Below are 21,959 nucleotides of genomic sequence, written 5' to 3'. Positions count from 1 at the left end.
ACTATAAAATTTTCCTAACTCTCCCAAAAGATCCTGTTCTCAAGCGTGAGTAAATTCCGAAAAACGAATATTAGGAAATTTTGAATTTTGATCAGGGAACATTTTAGATAGCAATGTAGACTTAATATTCATTAAAAAGTCATATTTTTGCTGATGAAGTGTAAGGTAAGAATCTAAGGAAGTTAAAAGTTGGGAGATTTTTTGTTGTTCAGTTGTATTTTTAGGTTTTTTAAAAGTAATATTACTAAAATTTCCTAGTGTAATTGTTGGTATTGTACCAACAGTAACATTTTTAAGCGTTTGAGAATGAACATTTCATGTTTTTAGTAAATAATATACAAATTCCAGGTTAAATTTATTTCTTATTTCTATCCCTAAAATACCTTGTTTTGTGCAAAGGGGTATTTTATTGATAGAAACATTTCCAATAGTAGCTCCATTTGTAAAAATTATGCTATCTTTTTTAATCATTCATGCAGAAGAATTTTTTAAACCTTCTTCAGTAATAAAATTATTTGTTTGATAAACATATTTGCTTGATGTATCTTCTATTTTTAAAAAAGGAATTTTTCCATTTTTATAATAATTCTCTATGTTTGTATTTGGGGTTCCGCCCTCAGAAGCATAATCGTAAATGTTTCCCAAGAGATCCCCTTCTCAATCACCAGTAAATTCCTTAAATCTTATTTCAGGTATTTTTTTGTTCATCTCTACCACCTTTGAATATATATATTATAAATTATTTTATATAACTTGTTTGTTATTTATAAAATTCGATACAAAATATAAATATATCTAGTAATTAAAACTCCACTCTTAATCAACTACAAAACAAAAAACAAAAAATAACCTATAAAAATGTAAGTTTTTTTATACTTTTTAGAAAAATAGTATAATAATATCCTAAATAAATAAAGGAGAATTAATGCAAAAAATATTACTTTTAGACGGTAATTTAATTAACAAGGATCATTCATCATATACCGGTGATACTATGGATTATCTTGAAACAAAATTTAAAAGTGAAGGTAAAGATGTTAAAAGATTTGATTTAAATGAAACTCATGGAGACATCTTTTTAACCAAAAAAACATATCCTGATTATTGAAAACAAATTGATTCGGATAAGTGAATTAATTTATTAAAAGAAACTGATTTAGTAGTTATTTCTACATCAATGATTAACTTTGCTGCTTCAGTTGTAGTTAAAAACTTTATTGACAGTGTTTCGTTAGCTGATAAAACTTTTTCATATAAATATTCTAAAAAAGGTGAAGCAATTGGATTATTAGATCACCTTAATGTTTTGATTATTGCTTCACAAGGAGCGCCACAAGATTGGTATCAATGAGGTTCACATGTTTCATGACTTGAAGGAACATGAAAATTCCTAGGTGCTAAAAATGTACAAATCTACCGAATTAACGGAACTAAGGTAAAACCTATTTCTGATGAAAAAGCTACAGTTTATGTAGATAACCACAAACATGAACTTGATCATATTCTTGCAAAATTCTAATCATTTAATTTTTATAAAAACAAAATTGTGATAGAATTAAGAAGCATAAATTAGCAGCAGTTTGTTATTGTTTTATATAAATTTAACGCACATAACTTGTTAGTAGATAAAGCTGAATTTTGAAAGCATTAAGTTAAAGTTATTAAACAAGAAATAAACCCTCTTCTATATGCAGAAAAGAGGATAATAAATGTCAAGATATACTGGACCAGTATTTAAAAAATCACGTCGTCTTGGTTTTTCAATTTTAGAAACTGGAAAAGAGTTTTCTAAAGGTAGAAAAAGAACATATGCACCAGGACAACATGGAAATAAAAAAGTTAAACTATCTGATTACGGATTACACTTATATGAAAAGCAAAAAGTAAAACACCTATTTGGACTTAACGAAAAACAACTTCGTAGAACTTTTGAAAGAGCAACCAAATTAAAAGGTGTTACAGGTACCAACTTCCTACAATTATTAGAATTACGTTTAGATAACCTTGTTTATCGTGCCGGATTCGCTTCAACACGTAGACAAGCTCGTCAATTAGTTAACCATAATCATTTCACCTTAAATGGTAAAAAAGCTAATATTCCTTCAATAACTGTATCAGTAGGAGATGTTATTGAATTAAAAGAAAAATCAAGAGCAAATGTACAAATTACTGAAAGTTTAGCAAATAAAGTAGCATCTGCTTGATTAACCAGAAAAGACTTTAGTGTAAAATTGGATCGCTTACCAGAAAGAACAGAAATTCACCCAGAGATTAAAGACTCATTAGTAGTTGAGTTCTACTCAAAATAATAAGGAATAAATATGAAAAAAGATTTACACCCAGATTACCATCAAGTTAAAGTAACTTGTTCAACATGTCAAAGTGAATTTCAATTTAATTCAACTAAAAAACATTTTACAGTTGATGTTTGTTCAGGATGTCATGCTGTATATACTGGAAACAGAACACAAGCAAAAGCAACTGGAAGAATTGATAGATTTAACAAACGTCTTGAAAAGAAAGCATCTAAATAATATTATAGATACCAATATTTGTGATTAATAAAAAACTTATCCATATCGATAAGTTTTTTTAAAACCATCATGCCAAGGTTTTTTTTGGTATCGTCCTTGTATTAATATAACTTTTATAATATGCATTATTAAATGTAATTCCTAAAAACATAAAATACACAAATCAGTTCACAAAGAATCCGATACTAAAAAAGAATCCTACTGCTGCTCCATAGTTATTATTAGTAAATAATCTACTTAAATATGTATATGCGATAACTAAAATAACAGATGGAAGAGCAGAAATAATAACACCTTTGTAAATGCCTTTAAAATTTATTTTAAAGGAAGGAACAAATTTAAATAAATATAAAAATATTATGATAAAAAATATTATAGTAAAAATAATATATAACAAGTCGTTAACACCACTTCCATCAAGTCTGTGTGCATTGAATAAACGAGCTTGAATAAAGATATTAAGAGTAGACATTGTTCATAAAATTATAGCTACACCAAGTACGATAAACAGCCCTTTTGCTTTATTGCCTCAATATGTTCCTACTTTTTCGTGCGAATAAATTACATTATAAGAAGTGATAAGTTTTCCATAACCACCTGCTGCTATGTATAAAGCAGGTAAAGCTACAAAAGAACCAGGAATCAAGGTGTATAACTTTTGTAGCAAACTATTAACCTGTATTTTACCAGGTGATGGGTTAAAATAAAGATCTCCACCTGGAATAAATTTATTAAAGATAGTAACATTAAAAAGTGCTTGAAAAGTACTAGTGTTACCATATTTGTTTTCAACTGTTTCTTTATAAAAACTATCTACATAGTTTGTAAATGAACCAATGTTATCATTTATGGTAATGTTTAAAAAATAAACAATATAAATAACAGAAACAAAGGAAATTAACATATAAAAAGCAGTAGAGAGTCAAATAAAATTATATTCAGATGAAGAGAATTTATCATAAACATAGTTTACAACCTTACGACGCTTAACTTTTTGATTTTGGTTATAACTACGAATTAAAACAAAAGCAAAAATACTAATAATTCCTTTGATAAAAAACTCATAAATCCAATAAAAGAAATCAAAGGTAGCAAAATAAACAATATTAAGATAAAATCTTTTATATATCTTTTTTGGTATTCGCATTTTAATTAGTTTTTTGTAACTAAGTGGTTTATTTTTTGAAGCGAGCATCGAGAACCTTAACTGCAATTTCGTTTGAAATTATCGGATTTACTTGTCCATTTGTCTGTTTCATTAAATTACCTAGCACAAACTTCAATACTTTTTCAGGCCGATTTAAGTATTCAGAAACTAATGCTGAATTATTTTCTATTATTGCTTGTAAATAATTTGTAATAAGTTTTGGATCTGAAATTTGTTTAAGTTGATGTTGGTCTAAAAGATCGTTAATATCTGAATTAAAGTTTACAAGCAAAGGAATCAATTTCTTTAATGACTTACCTGAAATAACTCCTTGGTCTAAAAGTTGCATTGCTTTAGCGATATCCTCAACTTTTATCCCTAAATCATAGGCTAAAACACCTTTTAAGTTAGCAAGTGAAACTATTTCAGCAAAAAATACTTTTGATAAAGCTTCTTTATTTTCATAAGGAATCAAATCAAAATACTGTGCTAATTTAATATCATCTAATAAGCTATTGATATAAATATTTTGAATTTTTAGACTTTGATATCTAACTCTTCGCTCAAGTGGTAGTTCTTTTAATACTACTGAATTAATAAATGCATCAGAAAGTTTGATATAAGGAATATTAGGTTCAGGGAAGTAGCGATAATCAACTGCTGCTGTTTTAGTTCGCATTACAACATTGACATTACTTTGATCATCAAATCTTTTAGTTTGTTGTAAAATTTCTTGTCCTAAAAGTAACTTACTTCTTTGTAATTTAATTTCATATTCAATTGCTTTTTTAATATTAGAAAGCGAATTCATATTTTTGATTTCAACTTTTGTACCGAATTTTTCTACACCATAAGGACGTAAAGAGATATTAATATCAGCACGTAAAGTTCCTTGCTCTAGTTTTCCCTCTGATATATCAAGTGACTGCACAGTCTTTTTAATCATATCTACATATGCTACTGCTTCATCGGAATTTTTTATCACAGGATATGTTACAATTTCAATCAGTGGAACTCCGGCACGATTGTAATCTAATAAAGTCCCTTGCTCACTATGATGTTGACGTGCTGTATCCTCTTCTAAATGGATTCTTTCGATTGTGATACTTTTTATTTTATCATTTACTATGATATCGATTTTACCGTTTTTACCTATCGGACGGTAAAATTGAGTGATTTGATATCCTTTTGGTAAATCAGGATAAAAATAATTTTTACGGTCAAAATGTAATTGTGTATCAATTTGCATATTTAATGCTTTAGCAAGTGCAATAGCATACTTTACAGCCTGCTTATTAACTTGTGGTAAGGTCCCTGGATATCCTAAATCAATTTGATTTGCTGTGGTATTTACCGGTGCATTATAATCATTTAACATTGCAGAAAACATTTTAGTTTTAGTTTTTAATTCAACATGGATTTCAATTCCAATAATTGTTTCAAAATTATTCATGTTTTTCTCCGATTAGTTCTTCAAATCATTCTGCATATGCTAATAACTTTTTATCATCATAAATCTTGGTTTCTAATGCTATCGAAAATGGTAAATTATGATGCTTTGCTAATGGTAATGTAATCGATGGATTCCCTGCTAAATTGGCAGTAGTTAAGATATAACTCATCACATCGTAGTCTTTAGGAGCATCAAAAGTAGGAGCAACTGCAGCAAAGGCTGGGAAAATAACTAAATCACCTTGATCTTGCAAGGATTTTCAATACTCAACTATTACCCTACGAGCTTTTTGAGCCTTAAATAACATTTCTTCAACATTTTCAGCATATAAAAAGTAACTACCTAGCGACAAGCGTTCTTGAACCATTTTTCCAAAGTGTTTTGAACGAGTGCTACGAATAATTTCTTCTCATGAACTTGCATCAATACGATTTGCAAAACCGATACCTGTTAAATTAGCTAAATTTGAACTAGCTTCTGAATAGGAAATTATTTCATAAGCAGGTTTTACACATCTTAAAATATCTATATTTGGTTTAATTTTTTCAACTTTTATCCCTGTAGCAGATAACTTTTGCAACAATTGTTGATATGCATCATTGATATAATCTTCACAAAATTCAGAAAAATCAAGTGCAATAACACTGTTGGGTTTTCTTTTAACAACATCATTAATTTCAACATCCACAGATGTCATATCTTTGTTATCTTTACCATATAAGACCTGTGATATTGCGATAATATCGTTAACATTATGAGCAAAATAAGCAACTGTGTCAAGCGAAGATGCATAAGCATATAAACCGTAGCGGCTGATTGCTCCATATGATGGTTTAAATCCTGGGATTCCATTATAACTACCTGGTAATCTTACACTATCACCAGTATCAGAACCTAATGCAATCGAAATGTTTTCATTAAATGTAGCAACAGAACCTGATGAAGAACCACCTGCATAACGATTTTTATCTAACGGATTTGTTATTAACCCATATCCACTGTATGTCCCAGTTCCACCGAGTGCTAATTCATCAAGATGTACTTTGGCAACAAAGTGTGCTCCATTAGCATATAGTTTTTTAACTGCAGTAGCTGAATAACCAGGTTCAAAATTTTCTAAAATTTTTGATGATCCTGATGTTGGAGCACATTTAGTTGCATAGTTATCTTTAATTGTTAAAACTGCTTTTGATAAACTCATATCTTTGGTATAAAAATCTGTATTATAAGGAAATAAGTACGCAACAGCATTGTTTTTATCATTTTTTAAATCATTGTATGCAGCATCATAATTTCCAAGATGTTTGATTCTACGCACTATTTTACCACCTTTGTTAACTTAAGGTAATCACCATCTGATTCAGGTGCATTAGATAATATTCTTGCTTTTGTAACGCGATCTTCTTCATTATATTCATCTTCTCTAAGAAAATCAATTTGATAACTTTCATTAATATGACTCATTGGTTTAACATTTGTTAAATCTAATTTATCAAAATATTTAATTTGTTTTTGCAGTTTATTTCAATTTTCAAGGATGTCATTAACTACTTGCTTGGTAGGTTCAAACATCAAAGTTTTAACAATTTCATTCAGTTTTTCTTTAGTAATTTTAATCATATTTCTCCTATCACTTTGCTGGTGCATAAAATTCAAAGTTATTTAAATAAGCTAAATTACCAGATAAACCTACAAATTTTAAATAATATGAATGTAGCATCAATCTAGATGCTTTTTTACCACCATATTTCATATCACCATAAATTGGTTTACCTAGGAATTTTAACGATAATCGGATTTGATGTTTGCGTCCTGTTAGCAATTGTGCTATTTGTTTATTGTTTTCTATTGAAAAGATAGTTTTAGCATATTTATAACCATCTTTAGCTTTAACTGATGTTTTAATTTTATTATTTTGCTTACCAAAATATAATTCAACTTCTTTATATGCTTCATTAAAGTCACTTTTAAATAAATATTTTTTAATAAAATTAATACTAGAAGCATTTAAAGCGACTAATGAAGCATAATTTTTAGCATATAAAATAATTCCACTGGTTTCTTTGTCTAAACGACCTACATGACTAGGTTTAAAACTATCAATTTGCTTATAATTAAGGTATGAAAGAACTTGCTGATCTAAACTATGTTCATCACCATGAACCACTACTCCTGCTTGTTTATTAATTAAAAGAATATTATCATCTTCATATAAAATATTTAAATCAAATGATACTTTTTTAAAGGTATTTTTAAATATATCATTTATCCCATATACAACAATTTCGTCATTTTCATTGATTATTAAATCTTTGCTTACTTTTCTACTATTATTAACTTTTATATCTTTTTTTCGAAAAAGCTTCTCTATCCGTGAAACTGGGACATTATTCAAATATTTAATTAAAAGCTTAAATAATGTTCGCCCTGAATCGTTATTTGTTGCACTAATTTCAAACATTTTACTCCTATATAAATTAAATTATACATTATTTTATCTTTTTGATTATTTGATGCTTTTATATAAGTTATAAATATATCAAAAATTACTTTTAATACTACAAACAAGCATTAAAAGTAATTTTGATTAATGATGTATTTTTTTATGTATCCGATAACGAGAAATAACCATTGCAATAAGGATGATAAAGAATAAAATTGCATAAAGGATGAACATATATTCAAATCCATATGAATCATCTAATCAAGTAAATATAACTAAGATTAAACAATAAAAAATGATTCGTATAATTAATGTCACAGCATTTTGTTTATTGAACTCATTTTTATCAAAAATTAAGTACAAATAATTATTTCCGATAGGAAATAGCAATGATTGTGATAGTTGCATAAATGAGTTTAAAATTATATATGTGATAAGCAGTGCTAATTTGTCTTCCTTTACAGCAAATAAAATCGGGATTCAAATAAGATTTAAAAGAGAAGCAACAATTGTAAGTCCCATAAACAACCGATTTCGCGATACTTTCTTTTTTGCTGTTATATAACCTAAAATTGCACCGGTTCCTAATAAAGCTGAACCACCTATAATCATCGAAAATAAAAATGACCATTTTTTATAATCATATTTTATATAATTAAAAAACTGCAAAATCCCTGTTTGTTTAGGAAATAAGAATATCGAGAAAAATAATCCTAAACTAAGAGCAAAAATTCATTTTTCATATTTAATTTTTGCAATTTTATCTTGTGTATGTTCTTCAACTAACTTTAATGAATGCTGATTAGGCTTTAATAAAATAAAGAAAAATAAGGATATTGCAAATGTAATAATGTTAAAAATAACAACTGCAAAAAAAGGTCATGCAAATAAAAATAAAGTGAATAAAGGAGAGATGAATGTCGAAATCGCAATAGCTAATGCGTTTGTGATATTAAACATCGGAAGTTCTTTGCTTTGGTTTGCTAAATAATAGACAATATTTTTAAATGCTAAAATTCTGAATGAGTTGACTATACTAAATAAACCACTAGCAACTATTAAAGAATATGAAAGTGCTTTATCATGTGTTTTAAATGCAATGATTAAAACTATTAATAATATAAATATACTTGCTGAATCAGAGAAAATTAAAATATTTTTGGATTTGAATAACTTTATAATTTTTGGTCCGAAAATAAAAACAAATATCATCGGAACTTGAATTAAAATATAATAAAGAGTGATATATCACAAGTTATTTAAACTTTGAAAAATATATACTGATGCTCCGATTTGAAAACCTTGACTACCAAAAAATAATACAAAAACTGCAATAAATCAATAAATTTTATTAGTGATTTGTCTATTAATGCTCACCATAAAATCTCCTTGTATTTATTATTTTACAACTTTATTTTTATTTTATTATTGTTAATGTAAAATTTAAACATTTAAGGAATATATGTATTATGTAAGCGATTATGATAAAGTTTTAAATGAAGTTATTGTAAAGTTAAAAGAACTTGATATAAATTTCTCTAAAAGTTACAATGATGGACGAATTAATTCAATTTTTAATGAAGAAAAAATAGTAAAAATTCTTTTAAATATCCAAAATGAAATAAATATTTTAAAAGAATATGATGTCAAAATTTATGAACAACCAAAACCAAGATTTTGATATGATATAGTAATCAAAAATACTGATAATTCGTTTTTTCTCCCGTTGAATATTAAAATAACTAATCCAAATCTTAAATCAGCAAGTAATATAAGTTCGAAAACAGGTTTATATTTTGCATTAACAGGTGATATATATCCAAATTTTTCAAATACATGAGGAAATTATTTTTATAAGTTAGCAAAGAATTTAAAAGCAACACAAACAGATTATTATTTGCTAGTATTCAACAAAAATAATCCTAATGATATTTTCTTTACATCTTTAAAAAGAATGCAATCTTTAATTCCGAATGGTAATAATTTACCTTTTCAATTTAATCCTAATTTAAACCGTAAATTAGTTAATCGAACATATGCACAATCCAAAGAGTTTTTATTAAATATACTTTTTCAATCTGTTAAGAAGAGAGCAAAAATTTTAGATGATTTTAATGAAAATTTTAAAAATTAAATATTGCTTGTAAGATACTTTGTGTAAAATGATACCTTCCGTCTCTTTTTATTCCCATTAATTCTCAGTCAATGTTGTTTAAAATATCAACAATTTTCTTAGTATTTTGATAATCTAAATTTACATATATTGACAAAACTGATGCATCATAATGGATAAATTCGCCTTTTTCTTGAAAATCTAAAACATAAAAAGGTCTTTTATTTCTTGTTTTACAGTTAACAAAAATTTGATATGTAAATTTTCTTGGTGGGATGGGGACAGGTCGAATTCATTTATTTGGTTGATACAAAATATTATTCAGTTGTTTTGTTCTCTCTGTATGTGAAACAACAAAAGATATATTCCCTTTTTGCAATTTTGAATTGAAGCCACTTGCTCCACCTACTTTTACAATAATATCTGTAGGTAATTTTGGTTTTTTACCAAATAAAATTTTTCAATTAGATCAAAAATATTTAATTTTATCTTTATGATTTTTAACTTTAACTATCTTTATAATAGCAGTAGGAACAGCAGCGTTTTCTCAAATGTTTTCAGGGATTAATTCAAAGTATGTAATTGAAAAATTATCATAAATAATTTTTAACAAATACTTTGCAGAAGTTGTTGTAAAAATTGCAGCAGGAATTATTCAAATAAGTTCGCCATTTTGCTTTAAATCTGATAATGCTTTTTCTAAAAAATATAAATATAGGTTAGGTTTGTGGATTAAAAATTTACTTTTGGGTGCATCTATAATATTTTTATAATCTACATATGGTGGATTTCCTATAATAACATCTGGATGATAATTAGTATTAAAATATGATATGACTTTTGCTCCTACATGTGCTATATTTTCATCTATTTCTAATGCTATAAGATTATTATATTTTTTGATTAATTCAAAATAAAAATTACCTGTTCCAGATGAAGTTTCCAATATAAAAGCATTGTTATCAAAAGAAATTAAAGATATCATTTTTAAAACGATATCTTTTGGCGTAAATACTTGTCCATAATTAATTTTATTCATATTTTACTTTATCACCTTTAATTTTTGTTTAATTATTATATAACAATTTATGTTTAAAATATCAAAATTTGAAAATACAGCCTTATTAGGCTGCTAATGTTATGTCATTAAATATTTTTCATATATTGTAAAATCGAAAATATCAGAACATTCAATGTTTTTGCTTTTTTCAATATACTCAAAAAATAATTCATTTATTTGGTTATTTGATAATTCTTGTTTATTCGGTGTATTCATTTATCTCCTTTATTCTTCATTTTCATAATATGGTTTAGCATTTTCTAGAAATTTTCTGGCGTGGTATTCATATGTGGCACCATAATCTATTTTTTCATACATTTCGCTTCCTGTATAAGGATATCCAGAAGATGAAGGCCCTTCTCTGTATCTATACTTTGATTTTTTTGAAATACCATCATAGATATCTCTTAGTTCTTTTACCAACTTGATTAATTCATTATAATTAATTAGTTTTTTGTTCAGAACCGCAATAGTTACATCTTTTTCTCTGTTTAGCTCACCAGCTACACCTCATTTTCTTCTGTATTCATAATTTTCTAATTTTAAATCTTCATATTGTTTTTTTGTGAATTCATATTTATTAATCATACTCTGATAATCAGATAATAATTTAGTTTTATTGTCCTTTAAATCGTTGTTTCTCTTATTTAGTAACTTTATTTCATTTAAATTGTTATTATTTTGGTTTTGTAAATTGTTGAAATTAGTAGTTAGTGTATTAAGTGATGCATGAAGTCGATTCTTTTCTTGATCTGTATCTGAATATTTTTGGTTTACATCATTTAACTGCTCTTTGAGTTTGTTTATTTCTAAATACATTGCTACAATGTTTTCACCATAATTTTTGGTATTATTTGCTATTTCATCTCTTGCTTGATATGCACTTCTTAATGTTTGCAATAAGTGCTTTATTTCTTTGTCTTTTCCTTCAATAATTTTTGTATTTTCTGCTATTGTTCTTTGGTGTTCTAAAATTTCTTCATCTTTTTGTTGTATTTGCTCTCTTAGTTCACTATTTTGATTTGTAAGTTGTTGTATTTCTTTTGCCTTTGCATTTATTGCATTTTGATTCTGTGTAAGCTGACCATTTAGTTGTTGGATTTGTGTATTTAAATTATCTATTATTTCAACTTTGCCATCAAGTTGACCATTTAATTGCTGTATCTTTTGTCTATTAAATTGAATTTGTTCTTGAATTTTTAAATTTTCTGTTTTTATTCTGTCTATTTCATTACGTTTTGTTTGAATTAATTTTTCATTTTCAGAATCTTTTTGTCTTAATATCTCTATTTCTTTGTTTTTTGTGTTAATAATTTTTAAGTTATCATCATTTTGCTGATTCATTTTATTTGTTATTTTTTTGGTTTCATTTAATTTTTGCTCTAGTTCTTTTTTATCATTATCTAACTGTGTTAATTTAGATTCAAGTTTTCTTTTTGAATCTGTTAAATCATTAATATTACCTTTTAATAAATCGATTAATTTCTTTTTATCATTAATATCTGTTTCTAGTAATGCTATTTGCCTACCTTGTGCTTTTATAGTACTCATATTTTCTTCATTGATAGAAAAAAATAATGAATTTGCATTAGATAATTGCAACGAACCAGTAAAATATTTATCGGTATTCTTTAATATTTCATCATATTTATTTATTTCTTGATTAATTTGATTTTGAGTTTGTTTTATTTTGTTATCAGTATCTTCAATTAATCTTTTAGTTTTATCTATATCTCTTAGAAAAATTTGCTTCTTTATATATAGTTCATCACTGTTATTTTCTTTATAAAGTTTGTCTATTTTATCTAACTCATTATTTTGTTTAATCAGTTCATTTTTTAAATCCATATTTCTATGATTTGCTTTATTAAGTTGATTATATAAATTTAAAACTACAATATTCTTATCGTTTAATTTTATATCATTATCAAATGCTTGTCTTGAAACATTATTCTCGTTATCTAAGACATTTTGACTTAGTTTATACCAATTCTTTTGTAAAAATCAAAAATCCTTACTTATAAAATTACTTATATTATTAAATTTATTTTCTGTTTTTTCTTCTTTGTTATATTTGTCTTCGAATTCTTTTTCTTGCTTGCTTATAGCATCATTCATATTGCTTGCTATTTTTTTTATATCATTGTTTTGGCTTGTTTTTAATGCACTTTGATATAAAGTAAGTTGCTTTGTATATGCATCATTAATCACTTTCTTATAGTTATTTAGATAGTTTAAATAACTTTCTTGCTTTTGTTGCAGTGAGTTTTTAGATTCAGATAATGTCTTTTTTAACAAATTTGTTGATTCAATAAATTTGTTAACTGTTTCTTTATAAGTTTGCAAATTCTGATTTAATAAATTCATATTTTGTTGCAAACTTTTTAAAGAACTTTCATTATTCTTAATCGAATTAGCATAATTGATATTAATATTCAAATCATGCTTTATTCAAAAATTTATGTATATATCGCTTGAATCAATTAATCCAATAACATCATTAATAATCTTATTTATATGATTATAGTAACCTAAAAAATCATCGGTTTCCAATCAAACATTATTATTTATTTCATTTAATAAAGTTTGTATATTAGATTCTAATAAAGCGGTTTGTTCATAACTTTGCTTTACTCATGGAATTTCATCTGTATCAGCTGATAGTTTTTTCAAATTTTCATTATGTTTTTTTATCAATTTTAGATAAATATCTCATTTAGAGTTCAATCTATTGTTATTTTCATCTAAAAAACTTTTTAATGATTTTATTTGATCTGAATTAAGTTCCTGATTCAACTTAACAGCTTGTATTTCATTATTTTTGTCTATAATATCGCTTAAAAAAATTTTTAAATCTTCTTTAATCGGTAAGATATTTTGATTAAAAGAAAGATTTATATTTTGCGTTCGTTTTAGTTCGTCTTGGATTTTATTTTGAAAACCTTTTATTTTATTTATTCTCTCATTAATTTGGTTTTGTAATTTTACAAATGCATCTTTTTCTGCATTTAAATTATCAAAACTAGGTCTTTGCTTATTAAAATTGTCTATATTTTCAATTACCTTCTGATATTCAAAACTTTTTTGATTTGTAAGAACAGGTGAATTAGATGAATTTTTCTGCAGTTTCGTTATTGCAAGCTTAATTGGATATGCTGCTGCTCCTGCAACAACTGCAGTTGAACCTAAAATCATAATCAGTTTTATGTTTTTTGTCATTTTACCTCCACTTTATATATATTAAGAGAACAACAAAAGAACAAATTAGAAACAAAAAAAGTAAAATATTTTGATATTTTATAATATCAAATACTATATATACTTTTATAACAGGATTTATATAACTAAAAAGTTAAATTTTTATCATTTTTTTAGGAAAAAATTAATTTTTTGCTATTATTTATTGATATATAATTAAAAATCAATATATTAGGAGTGATTAAATGAAAAAAATTAAAGGAAAGAATTTTCTTTTCTATGGTATAAATTATATCGTCGGATTTGGTCTTCTTGCCTCGATTGCTAGTGTTTTAAAAACAGGTAGTTATAGTATTTTAGTATTTGCTATTACTTCATTTATTGCAGGTGGTGTTATGCTTGCTTTTGCACGTGGAACCCAAATGTATTCAAAAGAAGTTGGTGGATCATATGTTTTTGTTAAAAAAGCATTCCCAAAAAAAAGATGACTATGATATTTTAACGGATGAAACCAGTTCTTGCAGGCTCCCTTGTTTTCTGCAACTACACCTTTGTTCTTTATATCTATTATTAGATTATTTATCAACAATTCATCAGTCTATGAGAAATATTCATTGTTAATACAACTTTTAGCATTACTATTTTTTATTGTTTTAACAATTATTTCAGCATTAAATTTTGGTATTTCTAAAAAAGTTATTGTTTGAACAGCTTATATAAAATGGATTGTTATTGCGATTATTTTTGCTTCTGTTATAGCTTTATTAATTCAAAATCCAGGGAATTCATTTATTAAAAACACAGAAAAAGTTACACCATTTATGATAATAAGTTCAATCTTAAGTTTCATATATGCGTATGGTGGCGTAGAAGGATTATCAGGTTTATCAACAGAAGTTGAAGCGAAAAACTTTAGAAAAATCTTGCTTTCTGTTTTTGGTATCATCTTATTCATTTATTTAGTATTTTATTTAATGTTTATTTTTATTGATTCATCAAGTGTTTCAACAAAAACTATCTCGAATTATACCGCTGCAATAATGAATAAGGTTATGGGAATTGCAGGATTGATTATATTTACTATCGGACTTTTATTTAGACAAGTTACTTCAACCGTCTTTTCAATGATATATTATGCAAAAGCAGTTGTTCCATTAGCACAAGATGGATTTTTACCAAGTCAATTATCACAAGTAGCTAAAAACGGACAACACCGTAAAGCAATCGTTTTTGCAGCATCCATTACTATAGCTTCAATGATTATCTTTACAATTCTACCAGGTTTATTGGGTGTACCAGATCAATTTGAAACTATCTTAAATGCAGGTAATTTAGTCTTCTTTGTGCAATATTTACTTGCTATTATAGCAGTATTAGTTCTTTCGAAAAAATTGCGCAATGAAGTTAAGTTTCCATTATGAGAAAAGATAGTATACATTATTACAAGTATCTTAATTATTATAGTATTATTAATTACATTTATTCCACCTATTGTAGGTGAAGCATATGATAGTTCACAATTAATAACAATATTAAGTTATATTGTATTTATGGTAATTGGATTTATTGTTTGAGGAGTATATTTATTATTCAAATGATTTATTGACTTTAAAAAAGCAATTGTAAACCCACAAAATCAATCACAAAATCTTTCTTCAAAAGAATATACACAACTACTAAAACAAAATAGCGATCACACACATAATTGTGAAATTGAACATCCTAATACAAATTAAGAACTGCATCTTATGTAGTTTTTTTTAATATTTTTACACTAAATAAACATACTTTTAGTTTATTGTTCCACAAAGTTGCATAAGTTTATATTATTTTTAGCATTTCCCTAGAAAATTTATGAAATAGTTTATAATATATAAAGATTTATTATAACTTCTTTAAAAGGAGGATTTATGAACAAAAATTATGATCATAAATTAGTTGAAAAAGGTATAGAAGCAAAATGACGTGATAAAAAATATTTTATTACCCACGATGTTAAGAAAAAACCTTTTTCAATCTTGCTTCCGCCTCCGAATGTAACCGGGATGCTACATTTAGGGCATGCTCTTGATTCATATATTCCTGACACAATTATTCGTTATAAAAAACTTAAAGGTTATGATGTGATGTGAATTCCCGGTATGGATCATGCCGGAATTGCCACTCAATCTAAGGTTGAAGATGTTATTTTTAAAAGTGAAGGTAAAACTCGACACGATTTAGGTCGCAATGAATTTATCAAGCGAGTTTGAGAATGAAAGCATAAGTATGCTGAAATATTTAAACAACAATGATACAAGATGGGATTAGCTCTCGATTATCAAAATGCACGCTTTACCTTAGATGAAAAAGTTAGTGCTGCAGTGCAAAAAGTATTTGTTGATATGTATAACAAAGGTTTATTATACAAAGGAATGCGAGCAATCAGTTGGGATATAAAATTACAAACTGCCCTTTCAAATATTGAAGTTAATAATGTACCTACCCAACAAAAAATGTATTATATTAAATACCCAATTTATAATTCAAATGAATCATTGATTATTGCTACTGTGCGTACTGAAACACTGCTAAGCGATGTTGCTGTTGTTTATAATCCAACTGATATTCGTTATCAAAAATATCAGGGGATGTTTGTTGTGCACCCGATTACTAAGAAAATACTTCCAATTATAGCTGATTCATATGTTGACCCAAAATTTGGAAGTGGTTTAATGAAATTATCTGCACATTCTGAAGCAGACATTGAAATAATAACAAGGTTAAACTTACAAATTAATGAAACTATTGATAAAAACGGTTTTATTAATGCTCCTGGTTGTGCTTTTGATAAAATGGAACGTTTTCAAGCACGTTTAGCAATTGCTAACTACTTAAAAGAGCAAAATATGCTTGAAAAAGCAGAAGATGTAATTTCAAATGTTGCTGTTTCTGATCGTTCTAAATCAGTTGTTGAGACATTGGTGCTTCCACAATGATTTGTGAAAATGGATAAGTTAAAAAATCATATATTAAATGATTTAAAATCCAAAAATGGAGTTAAATTCTATCCGAATAGGCTTAAAGACACAATGAAGCAATGGATGGAAAATGTGCATGATTGAACCATTTCACGTCAGCTTTGGTGAGGACATCGATTACCGGTTTGATATTATCAAGATCAAATTAAAGTCCAAATAGACAGTCCTGGTCCAAATTGGATTCAAGATCCTGATGTTCTTGATACTTGATTTTCATCAGGGATAGCACCATTTACTTTCTTAAACTGACCTGATTTGAATAATCTATTATTAAAAAGATTTTACCCTACATCTTTATTAGTTACAGGTTATGATATTATCTTCTTTTGAGTTGCTAGAATGTATTTTATGAGTTTGGAATTCATGAAACAAATACCGTTTAAACAATTGCTATTTCACGGATTAATTCGTGCTGAAGATGGACGAAAAATGTCAAAATCATTTAATAACGGAGTAGATCCAATGCAATTAATTGATCAATATGGATCCGATGCTCTTCGTTGATTTTTGCTAACTAATACAGCACCTGGAATGGACATTCGTTTTTCAAGCGAAAAAGTTGAAGCCGCATGAAGAGTAAATAATAAATTATGAAATATAGCAAACTACATTAAAGAACTTCCTGATTCAAAGGATAAATCATTAAGTCCAGCTGATAAATGAATTTTTAACAAACTCGCATTCTTGTCAAGAAAAATAAGCAAGTTTGTTAATAAATATGATTTTGCTGTACTCGGCAGTGAAATATACAAATATATTTTTAATGATTTAAGTGGTTGATATGTTGAATTTTTAAAAACTAATTCTAATAAAAAGATTGCATTGCAAGTGTTACAAAAAACATTAATTATTCTACACCCATTCTTACCTTTTTTAACCGATTATTTATACAAAGATATCTATAATACAGAGCTTTTAGAAGCAAAATGGCCTATTTTGAAAATCAAAAAAGGTATTGAATATATTGATGAAGTCATCGAAATAACTACCGCTATTCGTCGCTTCCGTGATGATAATAAAATCTCTAAAAAAGATGTTATATATTACGATTATCAAAGCAATTTACCTAAAAATGCTATTGAAATGATTAATAAATTAGCTAATGCACTAGTTTCAGAAAATAATGATTTTCTTATTTCTATTCAAGGTAAAAACCTTTATATTAAAGTAGATGCAGCTTTAAAAGAAAAAAATAAAGCAGACCTGTTGAAGAAAATTAAGGATACTGAATTTGAAATACAGCGAGCTAAAAATATGCTTTCAAACCAAAAATTTGTTACTTCTGCACCTGCTGAAAAAGTTGAAGCAGAACGAATTAAGTTACAAAAATATTCACAAGACCTAGAAAAATACCAAAAGGAGCTTAAATGAAAATACTAAGTGGAAAAGAATTAGCCCAGGCAGAACTTTTAAAATTAAAAGCAGAAGTTGCACAACTTGATGATGAAGATAAACCGAATTTATCAATTGTGCAGGTTGGAGATAATCCAGCATCAAATAAATATGTAGCAGCTAAATTAAAAAAATGTGAAGAAATTGGTTTAAAAGGAACATTATATAAATTCCCTGAAACCATTACACAAAAGCTACTGCTTAAGAAACTTGATATTATAAATGAAAAATCTACCGGAGTTATCATCCAACTACCTTTGCCTGCACATATACCCCAGCAAGTGATATTAGATGCGGTCCCACACGAAAAAGATGTTGATGGACTTAGTGCAAAAAATGAATTTACACTTTATAACGATATTCCTACTAAACATTTTGTTCCAGCTACCGCAAGGGCTGTCTTAGAATTAATGGAGTATCATAATATTGATGTTAAAGGTAAAAAAGTGTGTGTTGTAGGACGTAGTAAAGTGGTTGGTAAACCTATTGCTCATATTATCAAGCGTATGGGTGCAGATGTAGCCACCTATAACGAACGCACTGGTTTAAAGGGTGTGGAAAGTGGTGATATTATAATTGTTGCTATCGGTGTTGCTAAGTATGTTAAAGCAATGAATGTTAAAGAAGGTGCGATCGTAATCGATGTAGGAACTAATTTAGATAGTCAACTTAGCGATACTTTAGCAGGTGATGTAGACTTTGAATCTGTAAAGGATAAAGTTTCAGCCATTACCCCTGTTCCGGGTGGAGTAGGACCTGTTACTGTTGTTTGTTTATTAAAAAACTTACTTGATATTGTAAGATAGGAGAATAATGAAGAAAATTGCTATATTAACTTCTGGTGGTGACGCACCTGGAATGAATAATGCATTAAGAGCGATTGTAAAAACTGCAAAAGCAAACGGAATCCAAAGTTATTTAGTATTTGAAGGATATAAAGGTTTATGCAATAATGAAATAATTCCATCAGAAAAAGTTAATTTAGACAACTATATCAATCAAGGTGGAACATGCATTTTTTCAGCCCGTTATCCAGAGTTTAAAGATGAAAAAACTCGTTTAGTTGCTGTAAAAAACCTAAAAGAACTTGGTATCGAAGCATTAGTTGTTATCGGTGGAGATGGAAGTTATAAAGGTGCTCAGTTATTACACGAATTAGGTGTAAAAACTATTGGTTTGCCAGGTACAATTGATAATGATATCGCTTCAAGCGATGTAACCATCGGTTATGATACCGCATTAAACACCGTGGTAGAAGCTATTGATCGCATTCGTGATACAGCACAAAGTCATAAACGCATTATGTTAGTTGAAGTAATGGGAAATGGTTGTGGTGATTTAACTTTATATTCTGGTTTAGCTACTGGTGCTGAAATCATTGCAACCGCTGAATTAAATCTTTCTAACGAAGAAATTGTTGAAAAAGCACTAGAGTTATCAAAACAATCATGACGTCGCAGCATTATGATTGTAATTTCAGAGAAAAAATATGATTTAAATTTACTGCGTTCATTAATTCAGCAAGCAACCAAATGGGAAACTCGCATTAATCCACTGAATCACATCCAACGTGGGGGTAAACCGACTGCTGCTGAACGTGTTTTATCATCTGTGATGGGAATTAAAGCAGTGGAATTATTACTTGAAGGTAAATCAGGTTTAGCAATTGGATTAATTAACGGTATAGTTACTGGAATCCCTATTTTACAAGCTTTATCAATGGATAATCCAGCCAAAGATAAAGCAGTTGAACTAGCTAAGAAATTTAATAAACTAAATCAATCATAAAAGTCCCTAAATCAGGGACTTTTATTGATATTGAATTTCAATTTTGAATATATTTTCTTTTGAACCCAATTCATTTGGTTGGTTATTTGTATTCTGCTTTTTATTTAAAGCATCTAGATAATTATATAAATCATCTGAAATTTGGAAGAATAAATCAACATTAGAATTTTCTATAAAACTATCTTTATTGAAAAATAATGCAAAATTTGAGAATAATCCTGGGATGCTGCCTTCAAAACTGTCAGCATTATAATTATAATTACCGTTATCAAATTCATTTAATAAACCTAGTTTTAATACATTGTCTGCTTTATCATAATTTACTGAATTTACTGTAAATAAATTGATTAAAGCTAGTTTATATGGTTGTAATGCTTGCTCATCTTCTGGATTAAGAAACATTTCTCTTACATTAAAGTATGAAGCATATAAGTTAACAAAATCATTATGGGATAGGGTAAGTTTAGCAAAATGTTTTACATCATCAGGAATAAGTGTAGACAAATTTGTGGTATTATCATCCAAATCGAAGTCATTTAACTTAAATTTACCAGTATTATCCTTTGAATATACAGTTAAAAATAAATTAGCAGGATATTGATTATCGCGATACTTAAAAGTAGCATTTACAGGTAAAAAGAATTGATAATCAACATCATTTCTTATATCTGTTTCTGGTGTATTACCTTCTTTTAAAAGTTTTTCATGAAGGTTTTTAAGCTGCTGAATTCTTGTTTCGTTTGCATTCTTCTCTTTTTCATCTTTATTTTTATCTTTGCTTAATTTATCAATATAACTAGATAAAGGTTCATAATTATCTATGATTTGATTTTCTATCTCCAATTTAGTATCTTTATATTTACCAATAGCAAAACTTCATATTTGCTTTTTATGTTCTAATTGTAAATAAGTTTTTCAAAACTCATTAAGTTTTAAAAATGTATCATTTAGTTTTTTTGTTAAATCTTCGACTTTTGTAATTATTTCATTATTTTCTAAATAGTTAGTTTCTTGAATTTGTTTTAAAATATCATCAATATGACTGTGAAAATTGATAGATTCTTTTTGAATATCGGTTATTTTATTTTGATCAATTTGTTTATCGTTAGACAGAACTTTTAAAACACTTTCTGATCAATATAAACGAGCTGAAAAATTCAAAAGTGCATATATTTCGCTATATTTTTTTACATAATCAGTTATTTTCTCTGCATCTTCATGGTTGGTTTGAAGTATTTGTGAAATTATATATATACGATTTTGAAAAATTATACGACCTATATTAGTAATTTTCGCTGTGAAATTATAGTATGGCTTATGTTGATAAAAGTTTGCTTCTAAAAGTTTCTTATTAATATCATTAAAACCATTAAGCAAGTCATCGTATTTAGTTAATTGTGTAATTTGGTTTTTTAATTCAGGATTCTCTGTGAATTGCTTCTGTTTATCTTTGTTATTTAATAAATCATTAGCACTTTTTGTTACCTGTGTAATAATCTGTGGGATGACTAAATTAAAAGCATAGTTATGTACTTTTTGCAAAGTTTCTATTCGTTGATTTTGGATTTTTATCTCGTTTTCTTTGTTCTCTGCTTCTTTATCTACAACATTTTCAGAGCTGCTGACTTGTTGCTTAGGTGAACAAGCTGCAGCTATTAATGTTGTGGTAGTAGCAATGGTTGATAACAATGATAAAAATTTATATTTTCATTTTTTTTGCATAATTTTAATTATATTATATCTTTATAAAAATGAAAATACATAGCATATGATGAGTTGTAAAACAAAATTAATAAATTAAGATATTTATA

At 27.0% G+C, this 21,959-nt stretch carries 19 protein-coding genes; 8 read left to right on the top strand and 11 right to left on the bottom strand.

Annotation, left to right across the window (positions count from 1 at the left end):
- On the bottom strand, positions 1–708 hold a 708-nt coding region (locus ACXYRK_RS02365; RefSeq protein ID WP_458617907.1), incomplete at its 3' end, for a restriction endonuclease subunit S.
- A 217-nt stretch (positions 709–925) separates the two neighbouring features.
- Between ACXYRK_RS02365 and ACXYRK_RS02360 the strand changes: the two genes are divergently transcribed.
- The 3 genes from ACXYRK_RS02360 to rpmE all read left to right on the top strand — a co-directional run bounded on the left by ACXYRK_RS02360 (position 926) and on the right by rpmE (position 2,534).
- On the top strand, positions 926–1,519 hold the full coding sequence (locus ACXYRK_RS02360) for an FMN-dependent NADH-azoreductase (RefSeq protein WP_458614286.1): 594 nt from the start codon (positions 926–928) through the stop codon (positions 1,517–1,519).
- Positions 1,520–1,709: 190 nt separating this feature from the next.
- Positions 1,710–2,309 (top strand): 30S ribosomal protein S4, encoded by a 600-nt coding sequence (rpsD, locus tag ACXYRK_RS02355; protein ID WP_458598161.1) that lies wholly within the window; start codon positions 1,710–1,712, stop codon positions 2,307–2,309.
- Positions 2,310–2,321: 12 nt separating this feature from the next.
- Positions 2,322–2,534 carry a 50S ribosomal protein L31 gene (rpmE, locus tag ACXYRK_RS02350; RefSeq protein ID WP_435130593.1) on the top strand — a complete coding sequence of 71 codons (213 nt, stop codon included), beginning with the start codon at positions 2,322–2,324 and terminating at the stop codon, positions 2,532–2,534.
- Between the two features lie 58 nt (positions 2,535–2,592).
- On the opposite strand, the gene ACXYRK_RS02345 is transcribed toward rpmE, so the two are convergent.
- The 6 genes from ACXYRK_RS02345 to ACXYRK_RS02320 form a co-directional block, all read right to left on the bottom strand.
- Positions 2,593–3,729, bottom strand: coding sequence for a YhjD/YihY/BrkB family envelope integrity protein (locus tag ACXYRK_RS02345; protein ID WP_458617905.1), 1,137 nt, complete (start codon positions 3,727–3,729; stop codon positions 2,593–2,595).
- On the bottom strand, positions 3,710–5,134 hold the full coding sequence (gene gatB, locus ACXYRK_RS02340) for an Asp-tRNA(Asn)/Glu-tRNA(Gln) amidotransferase subunit GatB (protein ID WP_458617903.1): 1,425 nt from the start codon (positions 5,132–5,134) through the stop codon (positions 3,710–3,712). Before gatB ends, ACXYRK_RS02345 begins: the two co-directional genes overlap by 20 nt.
- Positions 5,127–6,452: an amidase family protein gene (locus ACXYRK_RS02335; protein ID WP_458617901.1), complete on the bottom strand. Its 1,326-nt coding sequence runs from the start codon at positions 6,450–6,452 to the stop codon at positions 5,127–5,129. The genes gatB and ACXYRK_RS02335 overlap by 8 nt, the downstream gene beginning before the upstream one ends.
- Entirely contained in the window at positions 6,452–6,754 is a 303-nt protein-coding gene (locus ACXYRK_RS02330) for an Asp-tRNA(Asn)/Glu-tRNA(Gln) amidotransferase subunit GatC (protein ID WP_458617899.1), read from the bottom strand. Before ACXYRK_RS02330 ends, ACXYRK_RS02335 begins: the two co-directional genes overlap by 1 nt.
- Positions 6,755–6,761: 7 nt before the next feature.
- Positions 6,762–7,595 carry a pseudouridine synthase gene (locus ACXYRK_RS02325; protein ID WP_458617897.1) on the bottom strand — a complete coding sequence of 278 codons (834 nt, stop codon included), beginning with the start codon at positions 7,593–7,595 and terminating at the stop codon, positions 6,762–6,764.
- Between the two features lie 126 nt (positions 7,596–7,721).
- Entirely contained in the window at positions 7,722–8,957 is a 1,236-nt protein-coding gene (locus ACXYRK_RS02320; RefSeq protein WP_458607492.1) for an MFS transporter, read from the bottom strand.
- Positions 8,958–9,039: 82 nt separating this feature from the next.
- On the opposite strand from ACXYRK_RS02320, the gene ACXYRK_RS02315 reads away from it, so the two are divergent.
- Positions 9,040–9,711: a hypothetical protein gene (locus ACXYRK_RS02315; protein ID WP_458617896.1), complete on the top strand. Its 672-nt coding sequence runs from the start codon at positions 9,040–9,042 to the stop codon at positions 9,709–9,711.
- Here ACXYRK_RS02315 and ACXYRK_RS02310 read toward each other — a convergent pair.
- The 3 genes from ACXYRK_RS02310 to ACXYRK_RS02300 form a co-directional block, all read right to left on the bottom strand.
- Positions 9,701–10,729: an Eco57I restriction-modification methylase domain-containing protein gene (locus ACXYRK_RS02310; protein ID WP_458614981.1), complete on the bottom strand. Its 1,029-nt coding sequence runs from the start codon at positions 10,727–10,729 to the stop codon at positions 9,701–9,703. The genes ACXYRK_RS02315 and ACXYRK_RS02310 overlap by 11 nt on opposite strands.
- Before the next feature lie 99 nt (positions 10,730–10,828).
- Positions 10,829–10,966 (bottom strand): hypothetical protein, encoded by a 138-nt coding sequence (locus ACXYRK_RS02305; RefSeq protein ID WP_435130575.1) that lies wholly within the window; start codon positions 10,964–10,966, stop codon positions 10,829–10,831.
- A gap of 9 nt (positions 10,967–10,975) precedes the next feature.
- Positions 10,976–13,969: a coiled-coil domain-containing protein gene (locus ACXYRK_RS02300; protein ID WP_458617894.1), complete on the bottom strand. Its 2,994-nt coding sequence runs from the start codon at positions 13,967–13,969 to the stop codon at positions 10,976–10,978.
- 224 nt (positions 13,970–14,193) lie between these two features.
- Here ACXYRK_RS02300 and ACXYRK_RS02295 point away from each other — a divergent pair, with 224 nt between their 5' ends.
- From ACXYRK_RS02295 to pfkA, 4 genes are all read left to right on the top strand, one after another.
- A complete protein-coding gene (locus ACXYRK_RS02295; protein WP_458597386.1) occupies positions 14,194–15,684 on the top strand; it encodes an APC family permease in 1,491 nt (496 codons plus the stop codon).
- 174 nt (positions 15,685–15,858) lie between these two features.
- On the top strand, positions 15,859–18,348 hold the full coding sequence (locus ACXYRK_RS02290; RefSeq protein ID WP_458617892.1) for a valine--tRNA ligase: 2,490 nt from the start codon (positions 15,859–15,861) through the stop codon (positions 18,346–18,348).
- A complete protein-coding gene (locus ACXYRK_RS02285) occupies positions 18,336–19,166 on the top strand; it encodes a bifunctional 5,10-methylenetetrahydrofolate dehydrogenase/5,10-methenyltetrahydrofolate cyclohydrolase (protein WP_458614274.1) in 831 nt (276 codons plus the stop codon). The genes ACXYRK_RS02290 and ACXYRK_RS02285 overlap by 13 nt, the downstream gene beginning before the upstream one ends.
- Before the next feature lie 7 nt (positions 19,167–19,173).
- Positions 19,174–20,148, top strand: a complete 975-nt coding sequence (pfkA, locus tag ACXYRK_RS02280) for a 6-phosphofructokinase (RefSeq protein WP_458597383.1) — start codon at positions 19,174–19,176, stop codon at positions 20,146–20,148.
- 21 nt (positions 20,149–20,169) lie between these two features.
- On the opposite strand, the gene ACXYRK_RS02275 is transcribed toward pfkA, so the two are convergent.
- Positions 20,170–21,870 carry a hypothetical protein gene (locus tag ACXYRK_RS02275; RefSeq protein WP_458617890.1) on the bottom strand — a complete coding sequence of 567 codons (1,701 nt, stop codon included), beginning with the start codon at positions 21,868–21,870 and terminating at the stop codon, positions 20,170–20,172.
- Positions 21,871–21,959: the final 89 nt, after the last annotated feature.

The sequence above is a fragment of the Mycoplasma sp. AC1221 genome (genome assembly GCF_054353815.1).
Note: the sequence above shows the minus strand (reverse complement) of the source record. Positions and strands in the feature narration are given on the sequence as shown.